This window comes from Ruegeria sp. CDSA221 (genome assembly GCF_059611825.1).
Genome location: NZ_JBXWPK010000006.1, coordinates 48896 through 72565, shown reverse-complemented (window position 1 = coordinate 72565; position 23670 = coordinate 48896). Strand labels below are relative to the sequence as shown.

22 protein-coding genes are annotated in these 23670 nt (G+C 56.5%); 7 read left to right on the top strand and 15 right to left on the bottom strand.

What is annotated here, in order from left to right; translation table 11 throughout:
* Positions 1-11: 11 nt before the first annotated feature.
* From AC2FJ5_RS11320 to AC2FJ5_RS11280, 9 genes are all read right to left on the bottom strand, one after another.
* Positions 12-746: an ATP-binding cassette domain-containing protein gene (locus AC2FJ5_RS11320; protein WP_496793412.1), complete on the bottom strand. Its 735-nt coding sequence runs from the start codon at positions 744-746 to the stop codon at positions 12-14.
* The gene (locus tag AC2FJ5_RS11315; protein WP_281994749.1) at positions 739-1452 is read right to left on the bottom strand and encodes an ABC transporter permease; all 714 of its coding nucleotides are present in this window, start codon (positions 1450-1452) and stop codon (positions 739-741) included. Before AC2FJ5_RS11315 ends, AC2FJ5_RS11320 begins: the two co-directional genes overlap by 8 nt.
* 153 nt (positions 1453-1605) lie before the next feature.
* Entirely contained in the window at positions 1606-2595 is a 990-nt protein-coding gene (locus tag AC2FJ5_RS11310) for an ABC transporter substrate-binding protein (RefSeq protein WP_496793410.1), read from the bottom strand.
* 60 nt (positions 2596-2655) lie between these two features.
* Positions 2656-3501: an ABC transporter permease gene (locus AC2FJ5_RS11305; protein ID WP_142634378.1), complete on the bottom strand. Its 846-nt coding sequence runs from the start codon at positions 3499-3501 to the stop codon at positions 2656-2658.
* Entirely contained in the window at positions 3498-4430 is a 933-nt protein-coding gene (locus tag AC2FJ5_RS11300; protein WP_142634380.1) for an ABC transporter permease, read from the bottom strand. The genes AC2FJ5_RS11305 and AC2FJ5_RS11300 overlap by 4 nt, the downstream gene beginning before the upstream one ends.
* The gene (locus tag AC2FJ5_RS11295) at positions 4423-5220 is read right to left on the bottom strand and encodes an ABC transporter ATP-binding protein (RefSeq protein ID WP_496793409.1); all 798 of its coding nucleotides are present in this window, start codon (positions 5218-5220) and stop codon (positions 4423-4425) included. Before AC2FJ5_RS11295 ends, AC2FJ5_RS11300 begins: the two co-directional genes overlap by 8 nt.
* 2 nt (positions 5221-5222) lie before the next feature.
* On the bottom strand, positions 5223-5675 hold the full coding sequence (locus AC2FJ5_RS11290) for a hypothetical protein (RefSeq protein ID WP_496793408.1): 453 nt from the start codon (positions 5673-5675) through the stop codon (positions 5223-5225).
* 9 nt (positions 5676-5684) lie between these two features.
* On the bottom strand, positions 5685-7139 hold the full coding sequence (gene hydA, locus AC2FJ5_RS11285; RefSeq protein ID WP_281972255.1) for a dihydropyrimidinase: 1455 nt from the start codon (positions 7137-7139) through the stop codon (positions 5685-5687).
* A gap of 92 nt (positions 7140-7231) precedes the next feature.
* Complete coding sequence (locus tag AC2FJ5_RS11280) at positions 7232-8482, bottom strand: Zn-dependent hydrolase (RefSeq protein WP_142634386.1); 1251 nt, start codon at positions 8480-8482, stop codon at positions 7232-7234.
* 169 nt (positions 8483-8651) lie between these two features.
* Between AC2FJ5_RS11280 and AC2FJ5_RS11275 the strand changes: the two genes are divergently transcribed.
* Positions 8652-9260: a TetR family transcriptional regulator C-terminal domain-containing protein gene (locus AC2FJ5_RS11275; protein ID WP_142634388.1), complete on the top strand. Its 609-nt coding sequence runs from the start codon at positions 8652-8654 to the stop codon at positions 9258-9260.
* A gap of 252 nt (positions 9261-9512) precedes the next feature.
* On the opposite strand, the gene preA is transcribed toward AC2FJ5_RS11275, so the two are convergent.
* From preA to AC2FJ5_RS11260, 3 genes are all read right to left on the bottom strand, one after another.
* A complete protein-coding gene (gene preA / locus AC2FJ5_RS11270) occupies positions 9513-10817 on the bottom strand; it encodes an NAD-dependent dihydropyrimidine dehydrogenase subunit PreA (RefSeq protein ID WP_281994752.1) in 1305 nt (434 codons plus the stop codon).
* 45 nt (positions 10818-10862) lie between these two features.
* Positions 10863-12197 carry an NAD(P)-dependent oxidoreductase gene (locus AC2FJ5_RS11265; RefSeq protein ID WP_496793406.1) on the bottom strand — a complete coding sequence of 445 codons (1335 nt, stop codon included), beginning with the start codon at positions 12195-12197 and terminating at the stop codon, positions 10863-10865.
* Positions 12198-12354: 157 nt separating this feature from the next.
* Complete coding sequence (locus tag AC2FJ5_RS11260) at positions 12355-12987, bottom strand: cupin domain-containing protein (RefSeq protein WP_496793405.1); 633 nt, start codon at positions 12985-12987, stop codon at positions 12355-12357.
* A gap of 171 nt (positions 12988-13158) precedes the next feature.
* Between AC2FJ5_RS11260 and AC2FJ5_RS11255 the strand changes: the two genes are divergently transcribed.
* The 3 genes from AC2FJ5_RS11255 (at position 13159) to AC2FJ5_RS11245 (ending at position 16239) form a co-directional block, all read left to right on the top strand.
* The gene (locus AC2FJ5_RS11255) at positions 13159-14154 is read left to right on the top strand and encodes a GT-B fold glycosyltransferase domain-containing protein (RefSeq protein ID WP_496793404.1); all 996 of its coding nucleotides are present in this window, start codon (positions 13159-13161) and stop codon (positions 14152-14154) included.
* A gap of 72 nt (positions 14155-14226) precedes the next feature.
* The gene (locus AC2FJ5_RS11250) at positions 14227-15519 is read left to right on the top strand and encodes an O-acetylhomoserine aminocarboxypropyltransferase/cysteine synthase family protein (protein ID WP_496700115.1); all 1293 of its coding nucleotides are present in this window, start codon (positions 14227-14229) and stop codon (positions 15517-15519) included.
* Positions 15520-15522: 3 nt separating this feature from the next.
* Complete coding sequence (locus tag AC2FJ5_RS11245; protein WP_496793403.1) at positions 15523-16239, top strand: GNAT family N-acetyltransferase; 717 nt, start codon at positions 15523-15525, stop codon at positions 16237-16239.
* On the opposite strand, the gene AC2FJ5_RS11240 is transcribed toward AC2FJ5_RS11245, so the two are convergent.
* Positions 16236-16931, bottom strand: a complete 696-nt coding sequence (locus AC2FJ5_RS11240; RefSeq protein ID WP_496793401.1) for an SIMPL domain-containing protein — start codon at positions 16929-16931, stop codon at positions 16236-16238. The two genes, AC2FJ5_RS11245 and AC2FJ5_RS11240, sit on opposite strands and share 4 nt — an antisense overlap.
* A 164-nt stretch (positions 16932-17095) precedes the next feature.
* On the opposite strand from AC2FJ5_RS11240, the gene AC2FJ5_RS11235 reads away from it, so the two are divergent.
* Positions 17096-18973, top strand: coding sequence for a hypothetical protein (locus AC2FJ5_RS11235; protein ID WP_496793400.1), 1878 nt, complete (start codon positions 17096-17098; stop codon positions 18971-18973).
* A 43-nt stretch (positions 18974-19016) separates the two neighbouring features.
* Here the strand turns inward: AC2FJ5_RS11235 and hppD are convergent, their stop codons facing one another.
* Positions 19017-20114, bottom strand: a complete 1098-nt coding sequence (gene hppD, locus AC2FJ5_RS11230; RefSeq protein WP_496793399.1) for a 4-hydroxyphenylpyruvate dioxygenase — start codon at positions 20112-20114, stop codon at positions 19017-19019.
* 146 nt (positions 20115-20260) lie between these two features.
* On the opposite strand from hppD, the gene AC2FJ5_RS11225 reads away from it, so the two are divergent.
* A complete protein-coding gene (locus AC2FJ5_RS11225; RefSeq protein WP_142634408.1) occupies positions 20261-20716 on the top strand; it encodes an Lrp/AsnC family transcriptional regulator in 456 nt (151 codons plus the stop codon).
* A gap of 19 nt (positions 20717-20735) precedes the next feature.
* Positions 20736-22616: a monovalent cation:proton antiporter-2 (CPA2) family protein gene (locus AC2FJ5_RS11220; RefSeq protein WP_142634410.1), complete on the top strand. Its 1881-nt coding sequence runs from the start codon at positions 20736-20738 to the stop codon at positions 22614-22616.
* Positions 22617-22644: 28 nt separating this feature from the next.
* On the opposite strand, the gene cobT is transcribed toward AC2FJ5_RS11220, so the two are convergent.
* On the bottom strand, positions 22645-23658 hold the full coding sequence (gene cobT, locus AC2FJ5_RS11215) for a nicotinate-nucleotide--dimethylbenzimidazole phosphoribosyltransferase (RefSeq protein ID WP_496793397.1): 1014 nt from the start codon (positions 23656-23658) through the stop codon (positions 22645-22647).
* Positions 23659-23670 lie beyond the last annotated feature (12 nt).

Below are 23670 nucleotides of genomic sequence, written 5' to 3'. Positions count from 1 at the left end.
CCATATTCTGATTAGGTTACCAGACCACCGGCAACAAACCGGCGCGCGGCGTCACTTGTCGGGGCATCCAGCACTTGTTTGGCAGCACCGTGTTCGACCACGTGTCCGGACTGCATCATGACGATATCCGCTGCCAGACGGCGTGCCTGACCGATATCGTGGGATACCATGACAATGCGCACCCCTCGGTTCGAAGCGCGCAAGATCATCCGTTCGATCATCTGCGTAGCACCGGGATCAAGCGAACTGGTTGGTTCGTCCAGGAACAAAGTCTCCGGGTCCAGCGCCAGCGCGCGCAGGATGGCCAGCCGTTGCGCCTCGCCCCCGGACAGCGATCTGGCGGACTGGCGCGCCTTACCCTCTAGCCCACCTTCGGCCAGCAATTCGTCGATCCGGGATTTGCGAGTTGCACGGGGCATGCCCTGACGCTTTAGCACAAAATCAAGATTGGCTGACACGGACCGGCGCAACAGAACCGGTCTTTGAAACACCATCGCCTGTCGTGATTTGTGATACGCATTCAGGGCAATCCCGTCCTGCTGAACCTTGCCGCTATCCGGGACGATAAGCCCGTGTAAACAGCGCAAAAGCAGGCTCTTGCCCGCTCCGTTCGGCCCAAGGATCAAAGTTGGTCCCAGCCCCATCAGGGATAGCTCTGGCACTTGAAGCAGTGTCTTTCCCTTGCGGGAAATCTGTAAACTGTGAACAGAAAGACATTTCACCATCTCGGGCACCAGATCACGCATGGCGCAACCCTTCCTTCTCGGCCCGCAGGCTAAGCGTGCTGACCATGGCGTTTACTGCGATGGCTATGGCAATCAGGATGGCCCCAAGCGCAAGCGCCAACGCCAAATTTCCCTTGGACGTTTCAAGGGCGATTGTCGTCGTCATCACCCGCGTGACGTGATTGATATTGCCGCCAACGATAATAACCGCTCCAACTTCGGCAATCGCACGGCCAAACCCCGCCAGCAATGCCGTAACAAGAGACAGCCGCGCATCCCACAATAGCACCGGAATCGATGCCATCCGCGACAGGCCGAGTGAGCGGAGTTGCTCGGAATATTCCTCGGCCAGCATTTCGACCACTTGACGTGTCAGTGCGGCAACGATCGGGGTCACCAGAACGACCTGAGCAATAATCATCGCCGTCGGTGTGTAGAGCAATTCAAGGACCCCCAACGGGCCGGAACGCGACAGCATCAGATAGACCAGCAAACCAACCACAACCGGGGGCAAGCCCATCAAGGCATTCATCAAGACGATCAGAATCCGCCGCCCTGGAAAACGCGCAACGGCCAAAGCCGCGCCCATGGGCATCCCGATAACGGCAGAAATCAGAACGGCAAAAACAGAGACTTTCAGGGACAACAGAACAATCGCCCAAAGCTCCGGATCCCAATGAAGGATCAAAGCAAGCGCCGACCTGAATTCTGTTGTAAAATCCTGCATTATCTACCCAATATCCCCCATGTTGAACAGTTTGCTATAATTTACAGGTAATTACTATGACAAACGCCCTACAAGTGCAGTCACATTTTCGACGCTTCCAACAAAAAACGCGGCCCCGTTTGGGACCGCGCCATATTCCATCGTGAACCTGACTCAGTTCAGTGCTGCATCCGAAATCTGATGCGTCCAGGCACCTTCGGGTTGTTTGGTGATAACGGGATCAGAACCACCGGCAAGCAGCGTCCCTACAGTGCGCTCAAAATCCGCCGGATCAAGCGATCCGTTTGAGCCCGCGGTCAGCTTGGCAATCTCACCCATCATACGTTTCTGATGCGCTTCGGTCTGGGCGCCAGTCGCGTCATTTTCAAGCACGATATCGGCCGCTTCATCTGGGTTCTCTTCGGCATATTTCCACCCCTTCATCGACGCCCGCACGAAACGTTCCATCTTGTCGACAAATGCCGCGTCGTTCAGGTTCTCTTCGAGAACGTACAGGCCGTCTTCCAGCGTCGCGACGCCCTGATCTTCGTATTTGAATGTGACCAGCTCGTCGGGACTGACGCCGGAATCTATGACCTGCCAGTATTCGTTATAGGTCATGGTGCTGATGCAATCAGCCTGACGCTGCAGCAGCGGGTCGACATTAAAGCCCTGCTTCAAAACCTCGACGCCATTTTCGCTCTTGCCACCGGTATTAATGCCCAGCTGGCTCATCCAGCTCATGAAGGGGAATTCGTTGCCAAAGAACCAGACGCCCAGTGTCCGGTTCTTAAGGTCTTCTGGTGCGGAAATACCGGCATCTTTCCAGCAGGTCAGCATCATACCCGAGCTTTTGAAAGGCTGGGCAATATTCACCAGCGGCAGGCCCTTTTCGCGCGCGGCCAACGCAGCTGGCATCCACTCGACCGTCACGTCAGCGCCGCCACCGGCAATGACCTGTGTCGGCGCTATGTCCGGGCCGCCTGGCAGAATGGTGACATCAAGACCTTCTTCTTCGTAGAACCCTTTGTCTTTGGCCACGTAATAACCTGCGAACTGAGCTTGCGTGACCCATTTCAACTGCAATGTCACCTCATCCGCTGACCAGGCTGCACTGGCGGCCAGGCTAAAGGCGGCAACCGCCCCGCTGAGTATCTTTTTCATCTTCACATCTCCTAGTTTCAGTTGGCGCCCCATTTTTCATTTTTGGGGTCTGTTGAATTTTTATCCGCGCTGCGATGGGTGCCAGAAGGTCACCGCCTTTTCGATCATGGCCACCAGACCATAGAATGATGTCCCAGCCAAAGCCGCCACTACGATCTCGGCCCAGACCATATCCAATGAGAGCTGCCCCACGCTGGTTGATATCCGAAAACCCATGCCAAGCGTCGGTGAGCCAAAGAACTCGGCCACGATAGCGCCGATCAATGCAAGGGTGGTGGATATCTTGAGACCATTGAAAACAAATGGCATCGCGGCAGGCAAGCGCAGCTTCAGAAAGCTCTGCCAATACGTGGCGGCATAAGTCTCCATCAGGTCGCGCTGCATTGCTGTCGCCTCGCGCAGCCCGGCGACGGTGTTCACCAGCATTGGGAAAAAGACCATCACGACAACCACCGCCGCTTTGGAGTGCCAGTCGAACCCGAACCACATGACCAGAATCGGCGCGGTGCCAACAATCGGCAGAGCGGCCACGAAGTTGCCCACGGGCAAAAGCCCAAGGCGCAGAAAATCCCACCGGTCCACTGCAATCGCCATCAGGAAGGCGGCTCCACAGCCGATGATGTAACCGCTCAGCGCGCCCTTGATGATGGTTTGCACGAAATCCATCCAAAGCGTTGGCAAGCTGTCCCAGAACCGAATCCAGATAACCGATGGAGCGGGCAGAATGACCAAAGACACCTCAAGGCCGCGCACCAAAAGCTCCCAGATGATGATGATAGTCAGACCAAAGATCAGCGGAGCCAGAAACCGGACCATCCGCGTATCAGCATAGGGCCCGCTGGCCAAGCGGCTGTTCAACCACCATCCCAACAGCCACACACCGAGTGCGCCCAGAATTGGTATCATTGCGCAATCCCCATCCGTTTCAGGACCGACTTTTCAATCAGCCCCAGAAGCCCCACAAGACAGGCCGCCAGAATCGCCGCCGCAAACAGGGCCGACCAGATTTGCACGGTCTGACCATAATAGCTGCCTGCCAGCAGGCGCGCGCCCAGTCCCGCAACTGCCCCGGTGGGCAATTCCCCCACGATGGCCCCTACCAATGAAGCCGCAATGCCTATCTTCAGCGATGTGAACAGATACGGCATCGAGGCCGGCAAACGCAGTTTCCAGAACCCCTGCGCGTGGCTCGCGCTATAGGTACGCAGCAAATCCAGTTGCATCGCATCCGGGCTGCGCAAACCTTTGACCATGCCCACCACGACAGGAAAAAAGCTGAGATAGGCCGATATGACTGCCTTGGGGATGATCCCCTGCACGCCAACAGAATAAAGGACCACAATGATCATCGGGGCCAGAGCGATGATCGGGATGGTCTGGCTGACTATCGCCCAGGGCATGACCGACAGGTCCATGACCCGGCTATGTACGATCCCAACAGCCAGCAGAATTCCCAGGCCGGTGCCAATGGCAAAACCCAGTATCGTCGCACTCAGCGTCACCCAGCCGTGATAAACCAGCGAGCGCTTTGAGGTGATTTTCTTCTGGACCGTTGTCTTCCATATCTCAACGGCCACCTGATGCGGAGCGGGCAACCGTGGACGATCCTGTTCCCACGTGGCTGGAATGGCAAAGCTATTGTCCAGAACCAGGCTGAATTCGGACAGATCGCGACGATCTTTTGCCGAGGGTGGCTGGACAGTGGCGCCGGCCCGTTCCTGTTCGGTCAGAACGCCTTTGATATTCATCGGAATACAAGCGGCGTACCAAAAGGCTACTATGACGGCCAGTACCGTCAATACAGCCCAGAATGCCTTGAACCCGCTACTATTCATCCGAATGCCCCGCGCGCAACCCTTCTCGCACCCTATGGGAAACTTCGATGAATTCCGGCGTGTCGCGAATATCGAGCGGCCGCTCTTTCGGCAACGGACTGTCGATCACGTCAGTGATCCGTCCGGGCCGAGGGCTCATCACAACGATCTTGGTGCTCAGATAGACGGCCTCAGGGATGGAATGGGTTACAAACCCAATGGTCTTTTCAGTCCGCGCCCAAAGTGCCAGAAGCTGCTCGTTCAGATGATCGCGGACAATCTCATCCAACGCGCCAAAAGGTTCGTCCATAAGCAGGATATCCGCATCAAAGGCCAACGCCCGTGCGATGCTGGCTCGCTGCTGCATTCCACCCGACAACTGCCAGGGAAACTTTCCACCAAACCCTTCAAGATCAACAAGTTCCAAAACCTTGTTTACGCGTTCTTCCTGCTCGGCAGCTGTAAACCCCATGATTTCAAGCGGGAGCTTGATGTTCTTGGAAATGGTGCGCCAAGGGTACAGACCCGCGGCCTGAAATACATAACCATAGGCCCGTTTCCGCCGCGCCTCATCCGGGGTCATACTGTTGACGGTCAATGTCCCGCCGGTCGGTGTTTCCAACGCAGCGATGCACCGCAAAAAGGTGGTCTTACCACAGCCGGAGGGTCCGATGAAGCTGACGAATTCTCCCTTTTCGATGGTCAGGTTCACATCCTTCAGCGCGTGGACCGGCCCGTCATTGGTCTGAAAGGTCAGATCCAAGTTTTCTGCACAGATCACCGCTGACATGTCGTTTGTATTTGAAGTCATTGTTACTCGGTCTTTGGCAGCGCAATCCACGCAGCGATCATAGCTGCGGGAACGCCGAATTGCAGGAGAAAAAGAGAGTCTAATGGTCCGGCTTTTGAGTTCGAAGTCGAAAAAATCAACGCGGACAAGAACCAGGAGGAAACGGCAACAGCAGCAGCGGCAATCAGGGTAGAGCCGTTGCGGCCAAGCGGCAGGTGCCTCAGAGAATCGCGGACGAACACGAAAACAAAACACCCCGGAAACAGCCCAAATAGAAGGATCGACCCCCAGATAGGCCAACCCAAAAGGACGATTATTATCAGGAGCGATCCGAAACTTGCACCCCAGTTCGCTGTATTTTCAACAGATTGGTCTATAGTTCCTATAGCCCATCCCAAAAACGCCAGAACAGCCATCAAAGTCGCTAGGACGGCAAAGCCAAAAAATTGGCGAGGGGTTGGATTTTCACTATTCATAGTTGCACATCAAACCCCCGTCGCTGGAATACCCGTGCGTACCACCGGTCGCGGCGCTGTCAGCTCTTTCCAGGTACTCAGCGCCTTGTTGACGGTTGTATTGGCCTCGCGTTCAACAAATTGGCCATGGCCTTCCTGAGTCCTGATCTCTCCGTCATGCACTGCAACCTGCCCACGGGTCAGAGTAAAGCGCGGCAAGCCTTTGACCTCTTTGCCCTCAAACACGTTGTAGTCGATCGAAGATTGCTGCGATTTCGCGCTGATCGTCTTGCCTTTCTCAGGATCCCACACCACCAAATCGGCATCGGCACCTACAAGAACTGCGCCCTTTTTGGGATAACAATTCAATATCTTGGCGATGTTTGTTGAAGTGACTGCCACAAATTCATTTGGCGTCAGCCGACCAGTGTTCACCCCATGAGTCCACAGCATCGGCATCCGGTCTTCCAACCCTCCGGTACCGTTCGGGATCTTGGTGAAATCCCCCACGCCAAAGCGTTTCTGATCCGTCGTAAAGGCGCAATGGTCGGTGGCCACGACACTCAACGAACCAGATTGTAATCCGTTCCACAGGCTATCCTGATGCTGCTTGTTTCGGAACGGAGGGCTCATGACCCGCCGCGCCGCGTGGTCCCAATCCTGGTTGAAATACTCGCTCTCATCCAAGGTCAGATGCTGGATCAAAGGTTCCCCCCACACCCGCTTGCCCTGCATCTTGGCACGCCGAATGGCCTCATGCGCCTCTTCGCACGAAGTGTGCACCACATACAGCGGCACTCCGGCCATATCCGCGATCATGATCGCGCGGTTAGTCGCTTCGCCCTCGACCTGCGGCGGACGGGAATAGGCATGTGCCTCGGGTCCTGTATTGCCTTCGGCCAACAGCTTGGCGCTGAGCTCGGCAACAACATCGCCATTCTCGGCATGCACCATGGCCGTTCCACCCAGCTCGGCAAGACGCTTGAACGAAGCATACATTTCATCGTCATTGACCATCAACGCGCCCTTATAGGCCATGAAATGCTTGAACGTGTTGATGCCGCGTGTCTCGATCACCGTCTTGAGGTCATCAAACACCTGCTCGCCCCACCAGGTCACCGCCATGTGGAAAGAATAGTCGCAATTTGCACGTGTCGACTTGTTATCCCAGCGCTTGAGCGCATCCAACAGGCTTTCACCTGGGTTGGGCAGAGCGAAATCAACCACCATCGTGGTTCCTCCAGCCAATGCCGCCCGGGTTCCGCTCTCAAAATCATCGCTGGAATAGGTGCCCATGAACGGCATTTCCAAATGCGTATGCGGGTCGATCCCGCCAGGCATCACATAGCAGCCTGTCGCATCCAGTTCCGTGTCACCTTTTAGGTCCGGCCCAATCTCGGTGATCACCCCATGCTCGACCCTCACATCCGCTTGGTAAGACAAATCCGCGGTTACGACGGTCCCGTTCTTGATAACAGTGCTCATATCAATCTCCCTGATGCGGTCTGCGCCGCTTGCTTCATCTGGCTACAAATACCTCGGGGGGAGTCGCCCAACGGACGACGGGGCAGAGCCCCCTATTCCACAATCCCAGCCGTCTCTACGACCGCATGAAACAGAACATCCGCCCCGGCGGCAGCCCAATCCTTGCTGATTTCTTCGGCTTCGTTGTGGCTTAGCCCATCCACACAAGGGCACATCACCATCGCTGTTGGTGCAACCCGGTTGATCCAGCAGGCATCATGACCGGCGCCCGAAATGATATCTGTATGAGAATAACCCAACCGTTCAGCCGCATCGCGCACGGCTGCCACGCAGCCTTCATCAAATTGCACCGGATCAAATCCGCCGACCTTCTCGAATTCGATCTGTAGGCCCATCTCATCCACGATATCTTCGGCCGCTACGCGCAGACGATTTTCCATATCGGTGATCACGTCCAGATCGGGCGAACGGAGATCGACAGTAAACACAACTTTCCCCGGGATCACGTTACGCGAATTCGGAAACACATCAATATGTCCTGCCGCACCCACCGCGTGGGGCGCATGGGACCAAGCAATCTCGTCAACCTTTTCAAGGATACGCGCCATCGCCAATCCGGCATTCTTGCGCATCGGCATCGGCGTAGACCCGGTATGGGCGTCCTTTCCGGTAACTGTAATCTGGGTCCAGCTGAGACCCTGACCATGGGTGACAACGCCGATATCCTTCCCCTCGGCCTCAAGAATGGGGCCCTGTTCGATATGCAGCTCAAAAAAGGCGTGCATCTTTCGGGCGCCAACCTCTTCGTCACCGCGCCAGCCAATGCGGCTCAGCTCATCTCCGAACTTCTTAGCTTCGGCATCCTCACGGTCATAAGCCCAATCCTGCGTATGCATCCCGGCAAAAACCCCCGAGGACAGCATCGCAGGTGCATAGCGCGTGCCTTCTTCATTCGTCCAGTTGGTCGCGACGATTGGATGTTTGGTCTTGATCCCCAAATCATTGAGCGTGCGGATGATTTCCAACCCGCCCAATACACCCAGAACACCGTCATATTTGCCGCCTGTCGGCTGCGTATCCAGATGTGAACCCACATAGACCGGCAATGCCTCGGGGTCCGTGCCCTCTCGATGCGCAAACATATTGCCCATTTGGTCCAGCCCCATGGTGCACCCGGCCTCTTTGCACCATTTCTGAAACAGCGCGCGGCCTGCCGCATCTTCATCCGTCAGGGTCTGACGATTATTGCCCCCCGCAACACCCGGGCCAATCTTGGCCATCTCCATCAGGCTGTCCCACAACCTGTCGCCATTGATCCTGAGGTTCTGCGCCGGAGCTGCCATCCTAGTCTTCCCTGTTGCTTGCGATTTGCTCGCTTTTGGTGTCTTGATTTGACCATCTGGTCAAACTCACGCTATCACGGGTTCGACATCAGTCAAGAAATAGCAGAGCTCGGTGGGAATTTTTGGCATATTCCGCACTTGCGAGCCCAAAAATCAGACAGGCAAAGACATGTCCAAAGACCGCGCACCAACACGAATTCAGAAAAAAAACCGCGCTGCAATTCTAGAAGCCGCTTTGAACGTGTTTTCTGCCTACGGTTTCCGCGGTGCCACCGTCGACCAGATTGCTGCCGAGGCCGGGTTGAGCAAGCCGAATCTTCTATATTATTTCCCCTCAAAAGAAGCGATTCACACGGCCCTTCTATCTGGCCTTCTCGAGATTTGGCTGGCCCCTCTCCATGATCTCGACGCCGACGGGGACCCATTGGAAGAGATACGCGCTTATATCCATCGCAAACTGCAAATGAGCCGGGAACTTCCGCGCGAAAGCCGTCTGTTTGCCAATGAACTGGTCCAGGGTGCGCCACGCATACACGATGCATTGTCCAATGATCTCAAAACTTTGATGGATGAGAAGACCGCAATCCTTACGGCCTGGATGGAACAGGGTAAAATCGCGCGCCTCCATCCCTACCACCTTATTTTCTCCATCTGGGCTTTGACACAGCATTATGCGGATTTCGATGTCCAGGTTCGGGCCATTCTTGGCGACGAAGACCCGTATGAAGGTGCTGAACCGTTTATCGACACGCTCTACCGCAAATTGCTGGCGCCTTAGGTTTTCGTTAGCCGGAACCCGCTCACCCTGAGCCTAGGATGACGCTACTCTTTTCTTCCCTGTCCACACACAGGTGCCGTGGTAAGGCTTTCGTTGGGTGGGTAGAGCGAGAAGTGGGACATAAGGCGTTCCAAGACGAAGTGAGGAGGCGCGAATATCATCTGATCCGCACCGCCACCCAAAATGTCGCAAACTGTCACAACGCCCCCCATCGACATCCTGCTCTAAGAAAATTCGACGAATTTTCTTAGACTACTCGGCGGCTTTCGCCATTGGATTGTTGGGATGGGTTGTCCAGTTGCCATATTCGGGCTGCACTTCCTGTCCCGTGCGCGGGTCGATTTCGCCAGCGTCCATCGGCACCATGGAAATACATCCCTCGACCGGGCACACATCCACGCACAGGTTACAGGCCACACATTCGTCATCCATAACCTCGAACACGCGCTCTTCGGACATTGAAATGGCCTGGTGGCTGGTGTCTTCGCAGGCGGCATAGCAACGACCACACTTGATGCACTGATCCTGATCAATCTTGGCCTTGGCGACATAATTCAGGTTCAGATATTGCCAGTCGGTCACGTTCGGAACCGCAAGACCGACAATTTCCGAGACGTCCTGATACCCTTTTTCATCCATCCATTTCGACAGGCCCGCCGTCAGTTCGTCAATGATCTTGAACCCATAGGTCATCGCCGCCGTGCAGACCTGAACATTGCCGCAACCCAATGCCATAAACTCTGCTGCATCGCGCCAGGTGGTCACACCGCCAATACCCGAGATCGGCATTCCGTTCGTTGCCTGTCCACGCGAAATCTCGGACACCATCGACAGGGCAATCGGTTTCACCGCAGGGCCACAATAGCCGCCGTGGCTGCCTTTGCCGTCAATCGAGGGTTCAGGGCTGAAGCTATCCAGATTGACACTGGTAATCGAGTTAATCGTGTTGATCAGCGATACCGCATCCGCACCACCATTCTTTGCGGCTTCTGCCGGCTTGCGGATATCAGTGATATTCGGCGTCAGTTTCACGATGACCGGACGGTCATAGTATTTCTTGCACCAGCGCGTCACCATCTCGATATATTCCGGCACCTGCCCTACGGCCGCCCCCATCCCGCGCTCGCTCATCCCGTGTGGACAGCCAAAGTTCAGTTCGATCCCGTCGGCACCGGTTTCGGCAACACGCGGCAGAATGGCCTTCCAGGCTTCTTCCTCGCACGGCACCATGATCGAGGCGATCAGGGCGCGATCTGGATAATCAGCCTTAACCCGCGCCATTTCTTCAAGGTTTACCTCTAATGGGCGGTCTGTAATCAGCTCGATGTTGTTCAGACCCAACAACCGACGGTCTGCGCCGTAGATCGCCCCATACCGCGGGCCATTAACATTGACGACCGGTGGACCTTCGGACCCGAGTGTTTTCCACACGACACCCCCCCATCCGGCCTCAAAGGCACGGCGGACGTTATATTCCTTGTCCGTCGGCGGCGCAGATGCCAGCCAATATGGGTTGGGGCTTTCAATTCCCAGAAAGTTCGATTTCAAATCAGCCATTTATCCGGCCTCCCTGATGCTTGCAGGCATCTTGATCATTGAGTTTCACGCAATCAGACTTGCGTGGATATCCATCGCGGCATCGCGCCCCTCGGCCACTGCAGTCACGGTCAGGTCATCCCCGCCTGCGGCGCAGTCGCCTCCGGCCCAGACCGCTTGTACCGACGTGCGCCCGGCGCCCGTGACGGCGATCTTGTTCCCGTCCAATGTCAGCCCTTCGGGCGCTCCATCCAGCGTCTGACCTATTGCCTTCAGCACCTGATCGGCAGGCAGGCGGGTTTTCTCGCCGGTGCCCTTCAACTGACCGTCATGGCTGGCAGTATACTCCAATTCGATCTCGGCGGCTGCCCCGTTGCCGTGTACGGCTACGGGCTGAACATTGGTCATGATCCTGACACCGTGCGATGCGGCCAGATCCTGCTCATAGCGGCTGGCACCCATCGCCTCGCGTCCGCGCCGGTAGGCGATGGTGACGTTTTCCGCGCCCAGCAATTTCGACTTTACAGCTGCGTCAACCGCGGTCATGCCGCCTCCGATGACGACGACATTCCGCCCAACGGGCAGCTCAGCCAGATCGGCTGCCTGACGCACATCCGAGATAAAGTCGACCGCGTCGCGCACGCCGGTCAGATCCTCGCCGCCCGCTCGCAATGCATTCACACCTGTCAGACCGATGGACAGGAAAACCGCATCGTAGTTGTCAACAAGGCCATCCAGCGACAGGCCCTCGCCCAGCACCGATCCGGTCTCGATGGTGATGCCGCCGATCCTCAGCAACCAATCGATCTCAGCCTGAGCGAAATCATTGGTCGATTTATAGGCGGCAATTCCATATTCATTCAAACCGCCGGGTTTTGGGCGGCTTTCGTGAATGACCACATTATGCCCCAGCATCGCCAGCCGATGCGCGCAGGCCAGCCCTGCGGGCCCTGCCCCGATCACGGCCACCGTTTTGCCGGTGAATGCGGCGCGCTGGAACGGATGGTCGCCCGATGCCATAACGCTGTCAGTAGCAAACCGCTGCAAACGCCCGATCTCGACTGGCGATCCTTCGGCGGTTTCGCGTACGCAGACTTCCTCGCACAGCGTTTCGGTCGGACAAACACGGGCGCACATGCCACCCAAGATATTCTGGCCAAGGATGGTTTCACCCGCAGCTTCAGGTTGTCCGGCCTGGATTTGGCGCATGAACAATGGAATATCAATGTCTGTCGGACAGGCCGTCACACACGGCGCGTCATAGCAGAAATAGCACCGATCCGCGGCCACTGCGGCCTCATGCGGGGCAAGTGGTGGATGCAGATCCGTGAAATTCGAGGTCAGCTCATCGCTGGAAAGCCTCCCGGAGACTATGCCGGGGACCATCTGGCCCTGTGCCATCGCTCTACTCCCTGTAGATATGTTGTTATGGCCTCAGCTTGGCACAATCTGATTTTTTATCAAATGGTAAATTTTGCCAAATGGTCAAAAAATGAATAACCAGGCCGAAACACCTGGTTTTTTACTGTACATTGCTGGTTTTTTGGGCCGGAACCGCTCAGATCATCTGTGACAGATGCCCTAATTTGATCCAAATTCGCGCGCCCTCTGCTCCTGCCAAAGCAGTGGAACGCGCACCTGGCGGTAATCTCAACCAGTCCCAGACCGAAAATTCTTCGTCGGATTCCTGCACCGAACCTGCGATGACAAACAACTCCAACCCATCGACTGCATCCAGATCCAGCTTTTCGCCAGGTGACAGATTCAATACGCGAACATCTTCGCGTGCGCCCTTGAAAAGCTGAAGATTCGAATCCCCGGTAATCGACCGACGAATTTCGGTCCTGTCCTCAGGGTCAAACTGGTGCAGTTTGACTAGTATCGTCGCGCCTTCTTTTGCCGAAGGCGTATGGGAAGATGTCGGAGGATTGCGCACATAACTACCTGCAGGAAAATCACCGGTCTCGTCCTGAAACACACCGTCCAGCACCAAATACTCCTCTCCTCCATCATGCGTATGGGCGGCAAAGGCGCTTCCTTGGGCAAAGCGGACAATCGTGGTGGCGCGGGCGACCTCTTCCCCGATCCGGTCCAACATCTTGCGCTCGACCCCTGCGGCAGGTGACGCAATCCAGTCATTCCGGTCGAAATGCACAGCAACACGTTTTGTGAAATCTGCGTTAACTCTCATGCGGCTTCTCCTGTTGGGTCTGGTCTCTAGATGGTTGCGCAAGTCCTGAATTCAAAATTCAGATGCATGATCTATGATCACATCTGGTTTTGTGCCACGTCTCTACCTAGTGTACGCCCAACCAAAATTCGAGCAGTGCTGGCCCAACGCCACGAACCCGAGAGACGCCCGATGCAGACCGCCAACAATAAATTCAATATCGTGGTCATCGGCCAAAACAATCGGCTGCAATACGAGGCACTGCTGTTTGCAGCCTCGTTACGACACAGCTGTCCCGATTTCGCAGGCCGCCTGTTCGTTGCCGTTCCTCAACCAGGGGCCCGCTGGTCACAGGATCCCAGCATTCAGGATGAGGATGTCCTGAAAGCGCTACATCAGCTTGGGGCCGAAATTCTACCGTTTGAAAACCGGGCTTTCGGTGGAAGCTATCCCTATGGAAACAAGATCGAGGCGCTCTTGGCCCTGCCCGAGGGGGAACCGTTTGTCTTTTTCGACAGCGATACGCTTGTCACCGGAGACCTGAATAGTGTGCCCTTCGATTTTGACCGCCCCGGTGCCTCGCTGAAAGTCGAGGGAACATGGCCGCGCCCGACCCTGTATGGTCCGGGGTATGACGGTATCTGGCGCGCCCTGTATGAGCGGTTCGAACTGGATTTCGACAGCTCATTGGACAAGGCCCAACCAGCCGAATACTGGCGGCGCTACCTGTATTTCAATGCGGGTTATTTCTTTTACAGATGCCCACGCCAGTTCGGCGAACGGTTCCTGGAATATGCCTGCACTATCCGGGATGAGGATATCCTGGAACTCGCGGGCCAAACACTGGACCCATGGCTGGATCAGGTCGCATTGCCGCTGGTTATCCATGCCCTTGGCGGCGGCCGCGACGCACTGCCCACTGGCCTGCTGGACGGGTCGGTCACGTGCCACTACCGTCTGTTTCCCCTGCTGTATGCCCGCGAAAGCGACCATGTGATCGAGGTTCTGGAAACTGTGGTTGCGCCCAACAAGTTCAAGAAAGTGCTCAAGGGCTATGACCCAATAAAGAGACTGGTGCTCCAGCGCAAAGGGCACAAAATACGCGAGATGTTCGATCGCGAAAACCTGCCTCAGCGCGAGCAGGTCATTCGCAACAAGATCAAAAGCAAAGGTCTATGGATGCGCTGACAGCAATGTTGTGCGCACGCGTCCAATCGCCTAGAGATTCTGCAACACATAGCCCAACAGGAGATTTTCACCATGTCTGACGGCCCCACCTACGGTTTCGACACGCTTCAAATTCACGCGGGCGCACGCCCTGACCCGGCAACAGGTGCGCGTCAGACGCCGATTTATCAAACAACGGCATATGTGTTTCGCGATGCAGACCACGCGGCGGCTCTGTTCAACCTGCAGGAAGTCGGCTTTATCTATTCCCGCCTGACCAATCCCACCGTGGCGGTTCTGCAAGAACGCGTGGCAACGCTTGAGGGTGGCGTTGGAGCAGTTTGCTGCTCGTCCGGTCATGCCGCCCAAATCATGGCACTGTTCCCGCTGATGGGACCTGGCTGCAACGTGGTGGCCTCGACCCGGCTGTATGGCGGCACGATCACTCAGTTTAGCCAGACGATCAAACGGTTCGGCTGGTCTGCCAAGTTTGTGGATACTGACGATCTGGATGCTGTGAAGGACGCGATCGACGAAAATACACGAGCGGTGTTCTGCGAATCCGTCGCCAACCCGGGCGGCTATGTCACCGATATCCGCGCACTGGCGGATGTGACGGATGGCGCCGGCATTCCGCTGATCGTCGACAACACCTCGGCCACACCCTATCTGTGCCGCCCGATTGAGCACGGCGCGACGCTGGTTGTGCATTCAACCACCAAATACCTGACCGGCAACGGCACTGTCACCGGCGGCTGTATCGTGGATTCGGGCAAGTTCGACTGGTCCGCGAATGACAAGTTCCCTTCCCTCAGCGAACCCGAGCCGGCCTATCACGGGCTTAAATTCCACGAGACATTTGGCCCGCTGGCCTTCACCTTCCACGGCATCGCCATCGGCCTGCGTGATCTGGGCATGACGATGAACCCACAGGCGGCGCATTACACGCTGATGGGGATCGAGACCCTGTCCCTGCGGATGGAACGTCATGTTGAGAACGCGCAAAAACTGGCCGCCTGGCTCGAAGCTGATGATCGCGTGGAGTATGTGACCTATGCGGGCTTGGCCTCTTCGCCCTATCATGACCGGGTCAAGGCGCATTATCCCAAAGGCGCCGGTGCGCTGTTCACCTTTGCGGTCAAGGGCGGCTATGACGCCTGTGTCAAACTGGTGAACGCGCTGGAAATCTTCAGCCATGTGGCCAACCTGGGCGATGCGCGGTCGCTGATCATTCATTCGGCCTCGACCACCCACCGTCAGCTGACCCCGGAACAGCAAGAAGCCGCAGGCGCCGGTCCCGGCGTTGTTCGGGTTTCCATTGGCATCGAAGACGCCAACGATCTGATTGCCGATCTGGATCAGGCGCTGGCCAAGGCGACGGCCTGACAAATGGCCGGGCACGATACCAACGATCTTGGCCAACCCGTCGGCCGGCCGGTTTCGGGCAGTTTTCCGCGCCCGACGCCGCCATATACGCCGATGGAAGGCCACTATTGCTCGGTCGTGCCCCTTGATGTGAACAGGCATGCGCCCGGTCTGTACCGGGCGTTTGCCAATGACACTGATGGGCGGAACTGGACTTATCTGCCCTATGGCCCATTCGACAGCGAAGAAGATTTCGCCGCCTGGACCCGCGCGTCCTGTATGGATGCCGATCCCATGTTCCACACAGTGCTAGACGGTGATGGCACCCCGATTGGCATGGCCTCGTTCCTGCGGATTGAACCTGCGGCCGGTGTGGTCGAGGTTGGGCACATCCATTTCTCACCGCTGCTGCAACGCAGTCCGAAATCCACCGAGGCGATGTACTTGATGATGCGCCGCGTGTTCGACGAGCTGGGGTATCGCCGGTACGAATGGAAATGCGACGCGCTGAATGCCCCGTCCCGCAGCGCAGCCCAAAGGCTGGGCTTTACCTTCGAGGGCATCTTTCGGCAGGCCACCCACTATAAGGGGCGCAACCGCGATACAGCCTGGTATTCAATCCTCGATACAGAATGGCCGCGCATCCGCTCTGCTTTCGAGGCCTGGCTTTCACCAGATAATTTTGATCAGTCGGGCCAGCAGCGGCAATCCCTGATGGCCCGAACCAGCGACACATCCTAGTCGGAAATCAGAAATTCCATCGATACGTTGACCGAGACCGAAATCTCGCCCCCGGAAACCGGAACGCCGCCCTCAGCCGCCATGTTCATTGCACGCATTTGAGGCATGGGATTGAACCCTCCGGCCTGTTCGCGGATCATCTGAACCGGTCCCAGCGTGACTTCGGCCGCCTGTGCCAGTTGGTTGGCCTTTGCCCTTGCCTCACCCACTGCCTTGGCCCGCGCCTGTGCCTCAAGCGGTGCAGGGTCCTGAATTCCGAAACTCAACCCGCCGAAATTGTTGGCCCCGTCGTCAATGACCGCATCCATGATGGTACCCAGCTGCGACAGATCGCGAACACGCACCACGACGCTGTTGGATGCGACAAAGCCGGAAATCTCTGGCCGCTCTCCGCTAGAACTGTTCCGCCCAGACCATACCGGCGACAAAGACAGATCACGTGTCTGCACATCACGGGTTTCGATCCCCATCTCATCCAGTCGAGTCAGAATTTTGGTCACCGCGTCCGAAGTCGCCTGCATCGCATTTGATGCCTGTGCATCTTCGTTTGTTACACCCAGGGTAATGGTGGCCATATCCGGGGCCGCATGCACCATGCCTACCGCATCAACAATGATGCGACGTTCTTCCGCAGTTACCATCCCTACCGACGTCATGGCCAGCACAGCGGCCAGAAAAGCGATTTTCTTCAATATCTTCCCTCCAATTATCCTGATTTCAACATGGGGCTGCACCGGGTCACGGGGCAAGAGGAGACGCAGGCTTTTTCTTTCCCTCGGCGAGATCCTGCTTTAATGTCGGTCTGCGGACGAGGCATCGTTTGCATTGCAACTGACAATTATGGTTCCTCCGGATTATGAAACCCGCTTTTGCGCTGTCCATTTCTACAACCGGAATTTCTTTGCACCACAATTCCGATGGCGACTGGTTCGCCATAGGTGAGGTGTCGTTGGATGCCTCCAACTTGGAAGAGCAGTTGAAAGTGCTTCGGGACAAGGGGTTTGCGCTTGAAAATGACCTGAGTTGCAAGGTCGTCATCCCAAGGGATCAGGTCAAATTCATCAAAGTCGATACCGCCGGATCATCCTTCGAAGACACCGAACAGGCTGTGCAAAACGCTGTATACGATGCCACCCCTTATGACCTGACAGAGCTGGTATATGTCACGGCAGATGACGGGGCGACCACATGCGTCGCCGTCGTTCCACGCGATACACTGGAGGAAGCTCGGGGGTTTGTGCTGGGATACGGATTCGTTCCGGTCGCGTTCAGCGCTGCATATGAAACAGATGACTTTCCGACCGAACCGTTTTTCCCGCTTGGGGACGCGCCTGCGACGACAAACGCGCCCAAAGTGATCGCCACAGACCCCGCGCAGGATAGTCCGGTTGTTCACGCGATCGCCGATTCTACCGCTCCGACCAGCTTTTGGCCTGTCCAAAAAGTGGCCGCACCTAACTGGGCCTCTCTGCCATCAGTGCGAATTGTAGCGGCGGTGGCTTTGATGTTGGTGGCCGGTGGCATATGGAGTCTTTTCAGAGAAGACAGCCCTGCCCCTGCCGATTCAGAACTGGCCCTGCTGGACGAAACAATATCCCAACCCGAACCGAGTTCTGGACCTGTCGAGCCTGCAGAGACACCCGCAGCACAGGCCGAAGTCACAGTGCCCGAGACTGCAGAGCCAGAAATGGCACCGACCTCTGAATCAGAGCCCGAGCTGTCTGCAACCGACCAGGCCATTCTTGAGGCGCTGAACGTTGCGCCCGCGTTGGTAGACGAAATCGAGCTTGAGCCTGAAACTCAGTTAGTTCCGACACAGCCGGGGATCGAAATCACGTCACCAGGCCTTTTGATAGCGCCGGCACAGGATCCGCAAATTGAGCTGTATCTGGCCTCCAAAGACGACTCAAATCTGTCGCGTGATGCAATCGCATTGCCGCCAGCACACACATACGACACCGACCTGCCATTTGATTTCGAACCACTTTCAACCGCTGCCGGGGCTAGGTTCAGCCTTGATGAGCGCGGGCTGGTAATACCAACCAAAGAAGGCGTCTTGAACCCGGACGGAGTGGTTGTCTATTTGGGAACACCTTCTAAAACTCCCCCTCCATCGGCTTTGGTCCGGCTGGAAAAGGCACCTGTTGAGGAAGTGGTCGACAACAGGCTGGCGACATTGCGACCGAAACCAAGGCCCGAGAACCTGGCCGAAAATTTTGAACGGCAGCGGCTTCAAGGGCGTACATTGAAGGAATTGTCTGGAATTCGCCCGAAACCGCGCCCGGAATCCCTGTTGCGTGCCCCGCCGCCGCCGGAATCGACTGAGCCCCTTGCGGAAATGAGGGTGCCGCGCCCCAAACTCCGACCGGCCGGACTGACCCGGCAGGCCAGTGCAGGTACTGCGACTTTGGGTTCGGCAGCTGGAATTGAACAGCTCAACAGTGAGGTCGGAACGTTCCAGCCCAAAACCACAGCGCCCAAAATCCCATCCTCGGCTTCGGTTGCACGGCAGGCCACAATCGACAATGCAATCAACCTGCGGAAACTGAACCTGATCGGGGTTTACGGCAGCCCATCCAATCGCCGCGCATTGGTTCGGCTGCCCAGCGGCAGGTACAAAAAGCTTAAGATCGGGGACAGGCTTGACGGCGGCAATGTCATTGCTATCAGCGACAATGAATTGCGCTATCAGAAACGCGGGCGAAACGTGGTTCTCAAGATGCCACGTGGTTAGGAGGCGGCCTGCGCGGGTGACCACGCAGGATTACCTTCTTGCATCAAGCTGCTGAAATTTCTCCACTTTCAATCTGCTCTCGCTCGATGGATTCGAACAGCGCCTTAAAGTTACCCTCGCCAAACCCATCGTCGCCTTTGCGCTGAATGAACTCGAAGAAAATCGGTCCGATGACCGTTTTCGAGAAGATTTGCAGCAGAATCCGGGTCTCACCTCCGTCCAGAACGCCCTCTCCATCAATCAGAATGCCGTGCTTCATCATCCGGCCCAACGGCTCTTCATGATCGACCACGCGGGTTTTAGACAACTCATAATAGGCTTCGTTCGGGCCGGGCATGAACTTCAGCCCCTTTTCGGCAATCGCATCGGTCGAGGCATAGATATCCTCGCTGCCCACAGCGATATGCTGGATGCCCTCGCCCTTGTATTTCTTCAAGTAGGAAACGATCTGCCCGGTTTCGCCGCGATCTTCGTTGATCGGAATGCGGATACGCCCGCATGGAGACGTCAGCGCGCGGCTAAAAAGACCGGTGAATTTGCCCTGAATGTCAAAAAAACGGATTTCACGGAAGTTGAACAAATCACCATAGAACTTGAACCACTTGTCCATATTGCCCTTGTAAACATTGTGGGTCAGGTGATCGAGATAATAGAACCCATCCCCCCGGGGCTTGGACTGTTCGGTCCATGTGAATTCCTGATTATAGGGCGATGTTTCGTAATATTGATCAATGAAATAGATCAACGATCCGCCAATCCCCTTGATCGCAGGTACATTCAGTGTCTTGTCTGCCGCGTCATAAGGTTCAGCCCCTTTCGCTACAGCGTGCTCATAGGCTTTCTGCGCATCCACGACGCGCCATCCCATCGCCGGAGCACAAGGGCCATGCTCGCCCACGAACCGGGCAGAATAGCTGTCGGGATCTGCATTCAGGATGTAAGTCACATCACCCTGTTGCCACAACTCAATCGCAGGCTTGTCCTTGTGGTGACCTACCAGCGCGAATCCCATCTTTGCGAACAGATCACGCAGCTCTTGCGGCTCGGGATGTGCGAACTCGACAAACTCGAACCCATCGGTTCCGGCGGGGTTTTCATCCGATATGATTGATTTCGGGGCGTTGTGAGGGAAAGGACCCATGGCGCGTCTCCGTTAATACAGGAATTTATTTGCTGATTTTAAAATACGTCTTAATCGGCACTTTTTTCGCGCATAGTTTTTCAATAACTTAAAAGGGCGCGCGTAATTTGCGCATAAGATTGGCCAATCACGGAGTTTTTCCGCACATGCTTGATTCTACTGATACGCGCCTGCTGTCAGCGCTGCAGAAAAACGCCCACCTAACAGCACATCAACTTGGAGAGATGTTGAACCTGTCGCCCAGTCAGGCTGGTCGCCGGCGCCAACGGCTGGAGGCTGAAGGGTATATCACCAGCTATGTCGCACGCCTCGATCCTCTAAAGTTAGGGTTGCAGGTGCAGGGTTTTGTTCAGGTTCATCTGAGTACGCACGGTCCCGAGCAATCTGAAGGCTTTGCCCGTATGGTCGAAACACGCGCCGAAATCACCAGCGCATGGACAATGACAGGTGAGGCCGATTATTTACTACATGTCTATTGCGACGATCTATCCGCGCTTAATCGCTTGCTTCATCAGGTAATCCTTCCACATCCTGCAGTGGCTCGGATACAAAGCCAAATCGTTATGGATCAGCTCAAACGCGACGCCCCCCTTCCCACCTGAGCGCATTGAAAGGACGATCATGGACAACTTCCTTTACCAGGCGACGATCTATCTGGCTGCGGCTGTGATCGCCGTGCCGCTTTCGGCGCGTCTGGGACTGGGCTCTGTACTGGGATATCTGGCCGCGGGCCTTGTCATAGGGCCGTTGTTCGGATTGGTGGGTGCGGAAACGGAAAACCTGCAGCATGTGGCTGAATTCGGCGTAGTCATGATGCTGTTCCTGATCGGACTTGAACTGGAACCGCGCGCTCTTTGGGATATGCGGGACAGGCTTTTGGGGCTTGGCGGCCTCCAGGTGCTTTTATCGACCGCAGTGATCGCCAGCGTCGCCATGTATGCAAATCATCCATGGTCCGTAGCCCTGGCAGTGGGGTTGACGCTTTCCCTGTCATCAACTGCGATTGTTTTGCAGACCCTGTCGGAAAAGGGCTTGATGAAAACGAACGGAGGACGGGCGACCTTTTCAGTACTGCTGACTCAGGACATCGCGGTCATACCAATCCTGGCACTGCTTCCACTGCTGGCTCTGCCTGCCATTCCCCAGATTGCAAATGACGGATCTATCAACCGCATATCCACGGGGCACCACGGCGCGGCGCATCATAGCTTGTCATTGGTCGAGGGGTTGCCAGGGTGGGCGGTAACGCTTGTCACCATTGCCGCGATCGGTTTCGTCATTCTCGCCGGAGTGTACCTGACCAGGCCCTTGTTCCGCTTTATTCATGCGACCCGCCTCCGCGAGATGTATACGGCGCTGGCGTTGATGATTGTGGTTGGCATTTCCTTCCTGATGACGCTGGTTGGCCTGTCACCCGCTCTGGGCGCGTTTCTTGCGGGTGTGGTGCTGGCCAGTTCCGAGTTCCGGCATGAAATGGAGAGCGACCTAGAGCCGTTCAAAGGCCTTTTCCTTGGTCTGTTTTTCATCACCGTTGGCGCAGGCATCGATGTCGCCTATTTCTTTGACGACCCCTTCGACCTGATCGGACTGGCCCTGTTGGTAATCTTGGTCAAAGGGATCATTCTGTTCCTGGTTGGCCGCGCCTTTAAACTGCGCGGGCGCGATCACTGGCTGTTTACACTGGGGCTGGCGCAAGCGGGTGAGTTCGGCTTTGTCCTGCTGGCGTTTTCGACCCAGCAGAATGTGATTCCAGGGGATCTGTCACAAAAACTTCTGATGATCATTGCGCTGACCATGCTGATCACGCCGCTTTTGTTCATCATTTATGATCTTCTCTCGCGCCGGATGGGGGATGGCACACCGGCACCCGAACCGGATGAGATCGACGAGAAAGGCCCGGTCATCATCGCCGGGATCGGGCGATTTGGTCAGATCGTCAATCGTCTGGTGCAGGCAAGCGGGTTCAAAACCATCGTTCTTGACCATAACATCGAAACCATCCAGCTGATGCGTCGCTTTGGCGTAAAAGGGTTCCTGGGGGATCCGACCCGTCCGGAACTGTTGCGCGCGGCCGGCCTTGAAAAAGCATCTGTTCTGGTGGCTGCGATGGATGATCGCAAGAAGGTGACGCGTCTTGTCGGCTATGCGCGCCGCCAGCGCCCAGACCTACACATCGTCGCGCGGGCACGGGATCGGACCCACGTGTATGAGCTGTATCAAGCCGGCGCGAACGACATTGTGCGCGAGACATTCGATGGCTCATTACGGGCCGGGCGATATGTGCTCGAGAATGTGGGTCTCAGCGAATACGAGGCAGCGCAGGCCGAACAGACTTTCTACCACCATGATCGCATGTCGGTTCGGGAACTGGCCGAACTGTGGATTCCCGGCTTGCCCACCGCCGAGAACAAGAAATACATCGAGCGTGCGCAGCAGCTGGAAAAAGACCTTGAGACCGAACTGCTGGAATTGGCGGAAGAAAACGACAAAAAATCGGCCTGACCTTCAACTCACCGTCAGGCCGCGCGGATCAACCGTCCGAGACGCCAGCTTCGGCAAAGGTCGCCATGCCGGAATGACAGGCAACAGCGCTTTTGAGGATATTGATCGCCAGCGCCCCGCCAGAGCCCTCACCCAGTCGCAGCCCCAGCTTCAGCAAAGGCTCTTTTCCGAGCTTGGCCAACACAGCGCCATGCGCACCTTCCGCGCTCTGGTGCCCGGCGATCGTGTGATCCAGCGCGCTCTCTGAAAGGTCAGACAGACACGCGGCGGCCGCTGAGCAGATAAAGCCATCCAGAATAACCGGAATGTGCAGCGCGCGTGCGGCGGCAATGGCTCCGGCCATAGCGGCGATCTCGCGTCCGCCCAGACGGCGCAGAATCTCTAGCCCATCGCCCGAACCGCCATGTAGCGTAACACCTTCGGCCACCACACGGGTTTTGTTTGCCAATCCCGCATCATCGACACCTGTTCCGCGACCAGTCCAATCGCCCGCCTCACCTCCGAACAAGGCGCAAGCAATCGCCGCTGCGGGGGTCGTGTTGCCGATACCCATTTCACCAACAACAAGAAGATCGGCGTCTGGTCTGACCGCAGTCCACCCGGTGCGCAGCGCCTGCAACAGGTCGTCCTCTGACATAGCTGGACCTGATGTGAAATCCGCGGTCGGTCGTTCAAGCTCCAGCGCGTGGACATCCATCGTTGCCCCAGCCGCCTCGGCCAGCTGGTTGATGGCCGCCCCGCCATGTTCAAAGTTCAACACCATCTGCACGGTCACTTCCGGCGGAAAGGCCGAAACACCTTGTGCTGTGACACCGTGGTTTCCGGCAAACACGATAACCTGCGGCGAGGTGATCTGCGGGCGGGCATCCCCGCGCCAGCCTGCATACCAGATTGCCAGGTCTTCCAACCGACCAAGCGCGCCCGGAGGTTTGGTCAGCTGCCCATTACGGTCAGTCGCCCCTTGCGCAGCGGCATCATCGGGCCCGGAGGCTTGCCGGACAGCTTCGCGGAAAGAATTCAGATTGTAAATTTCGGGCAGCATCCAAAGCCTCGT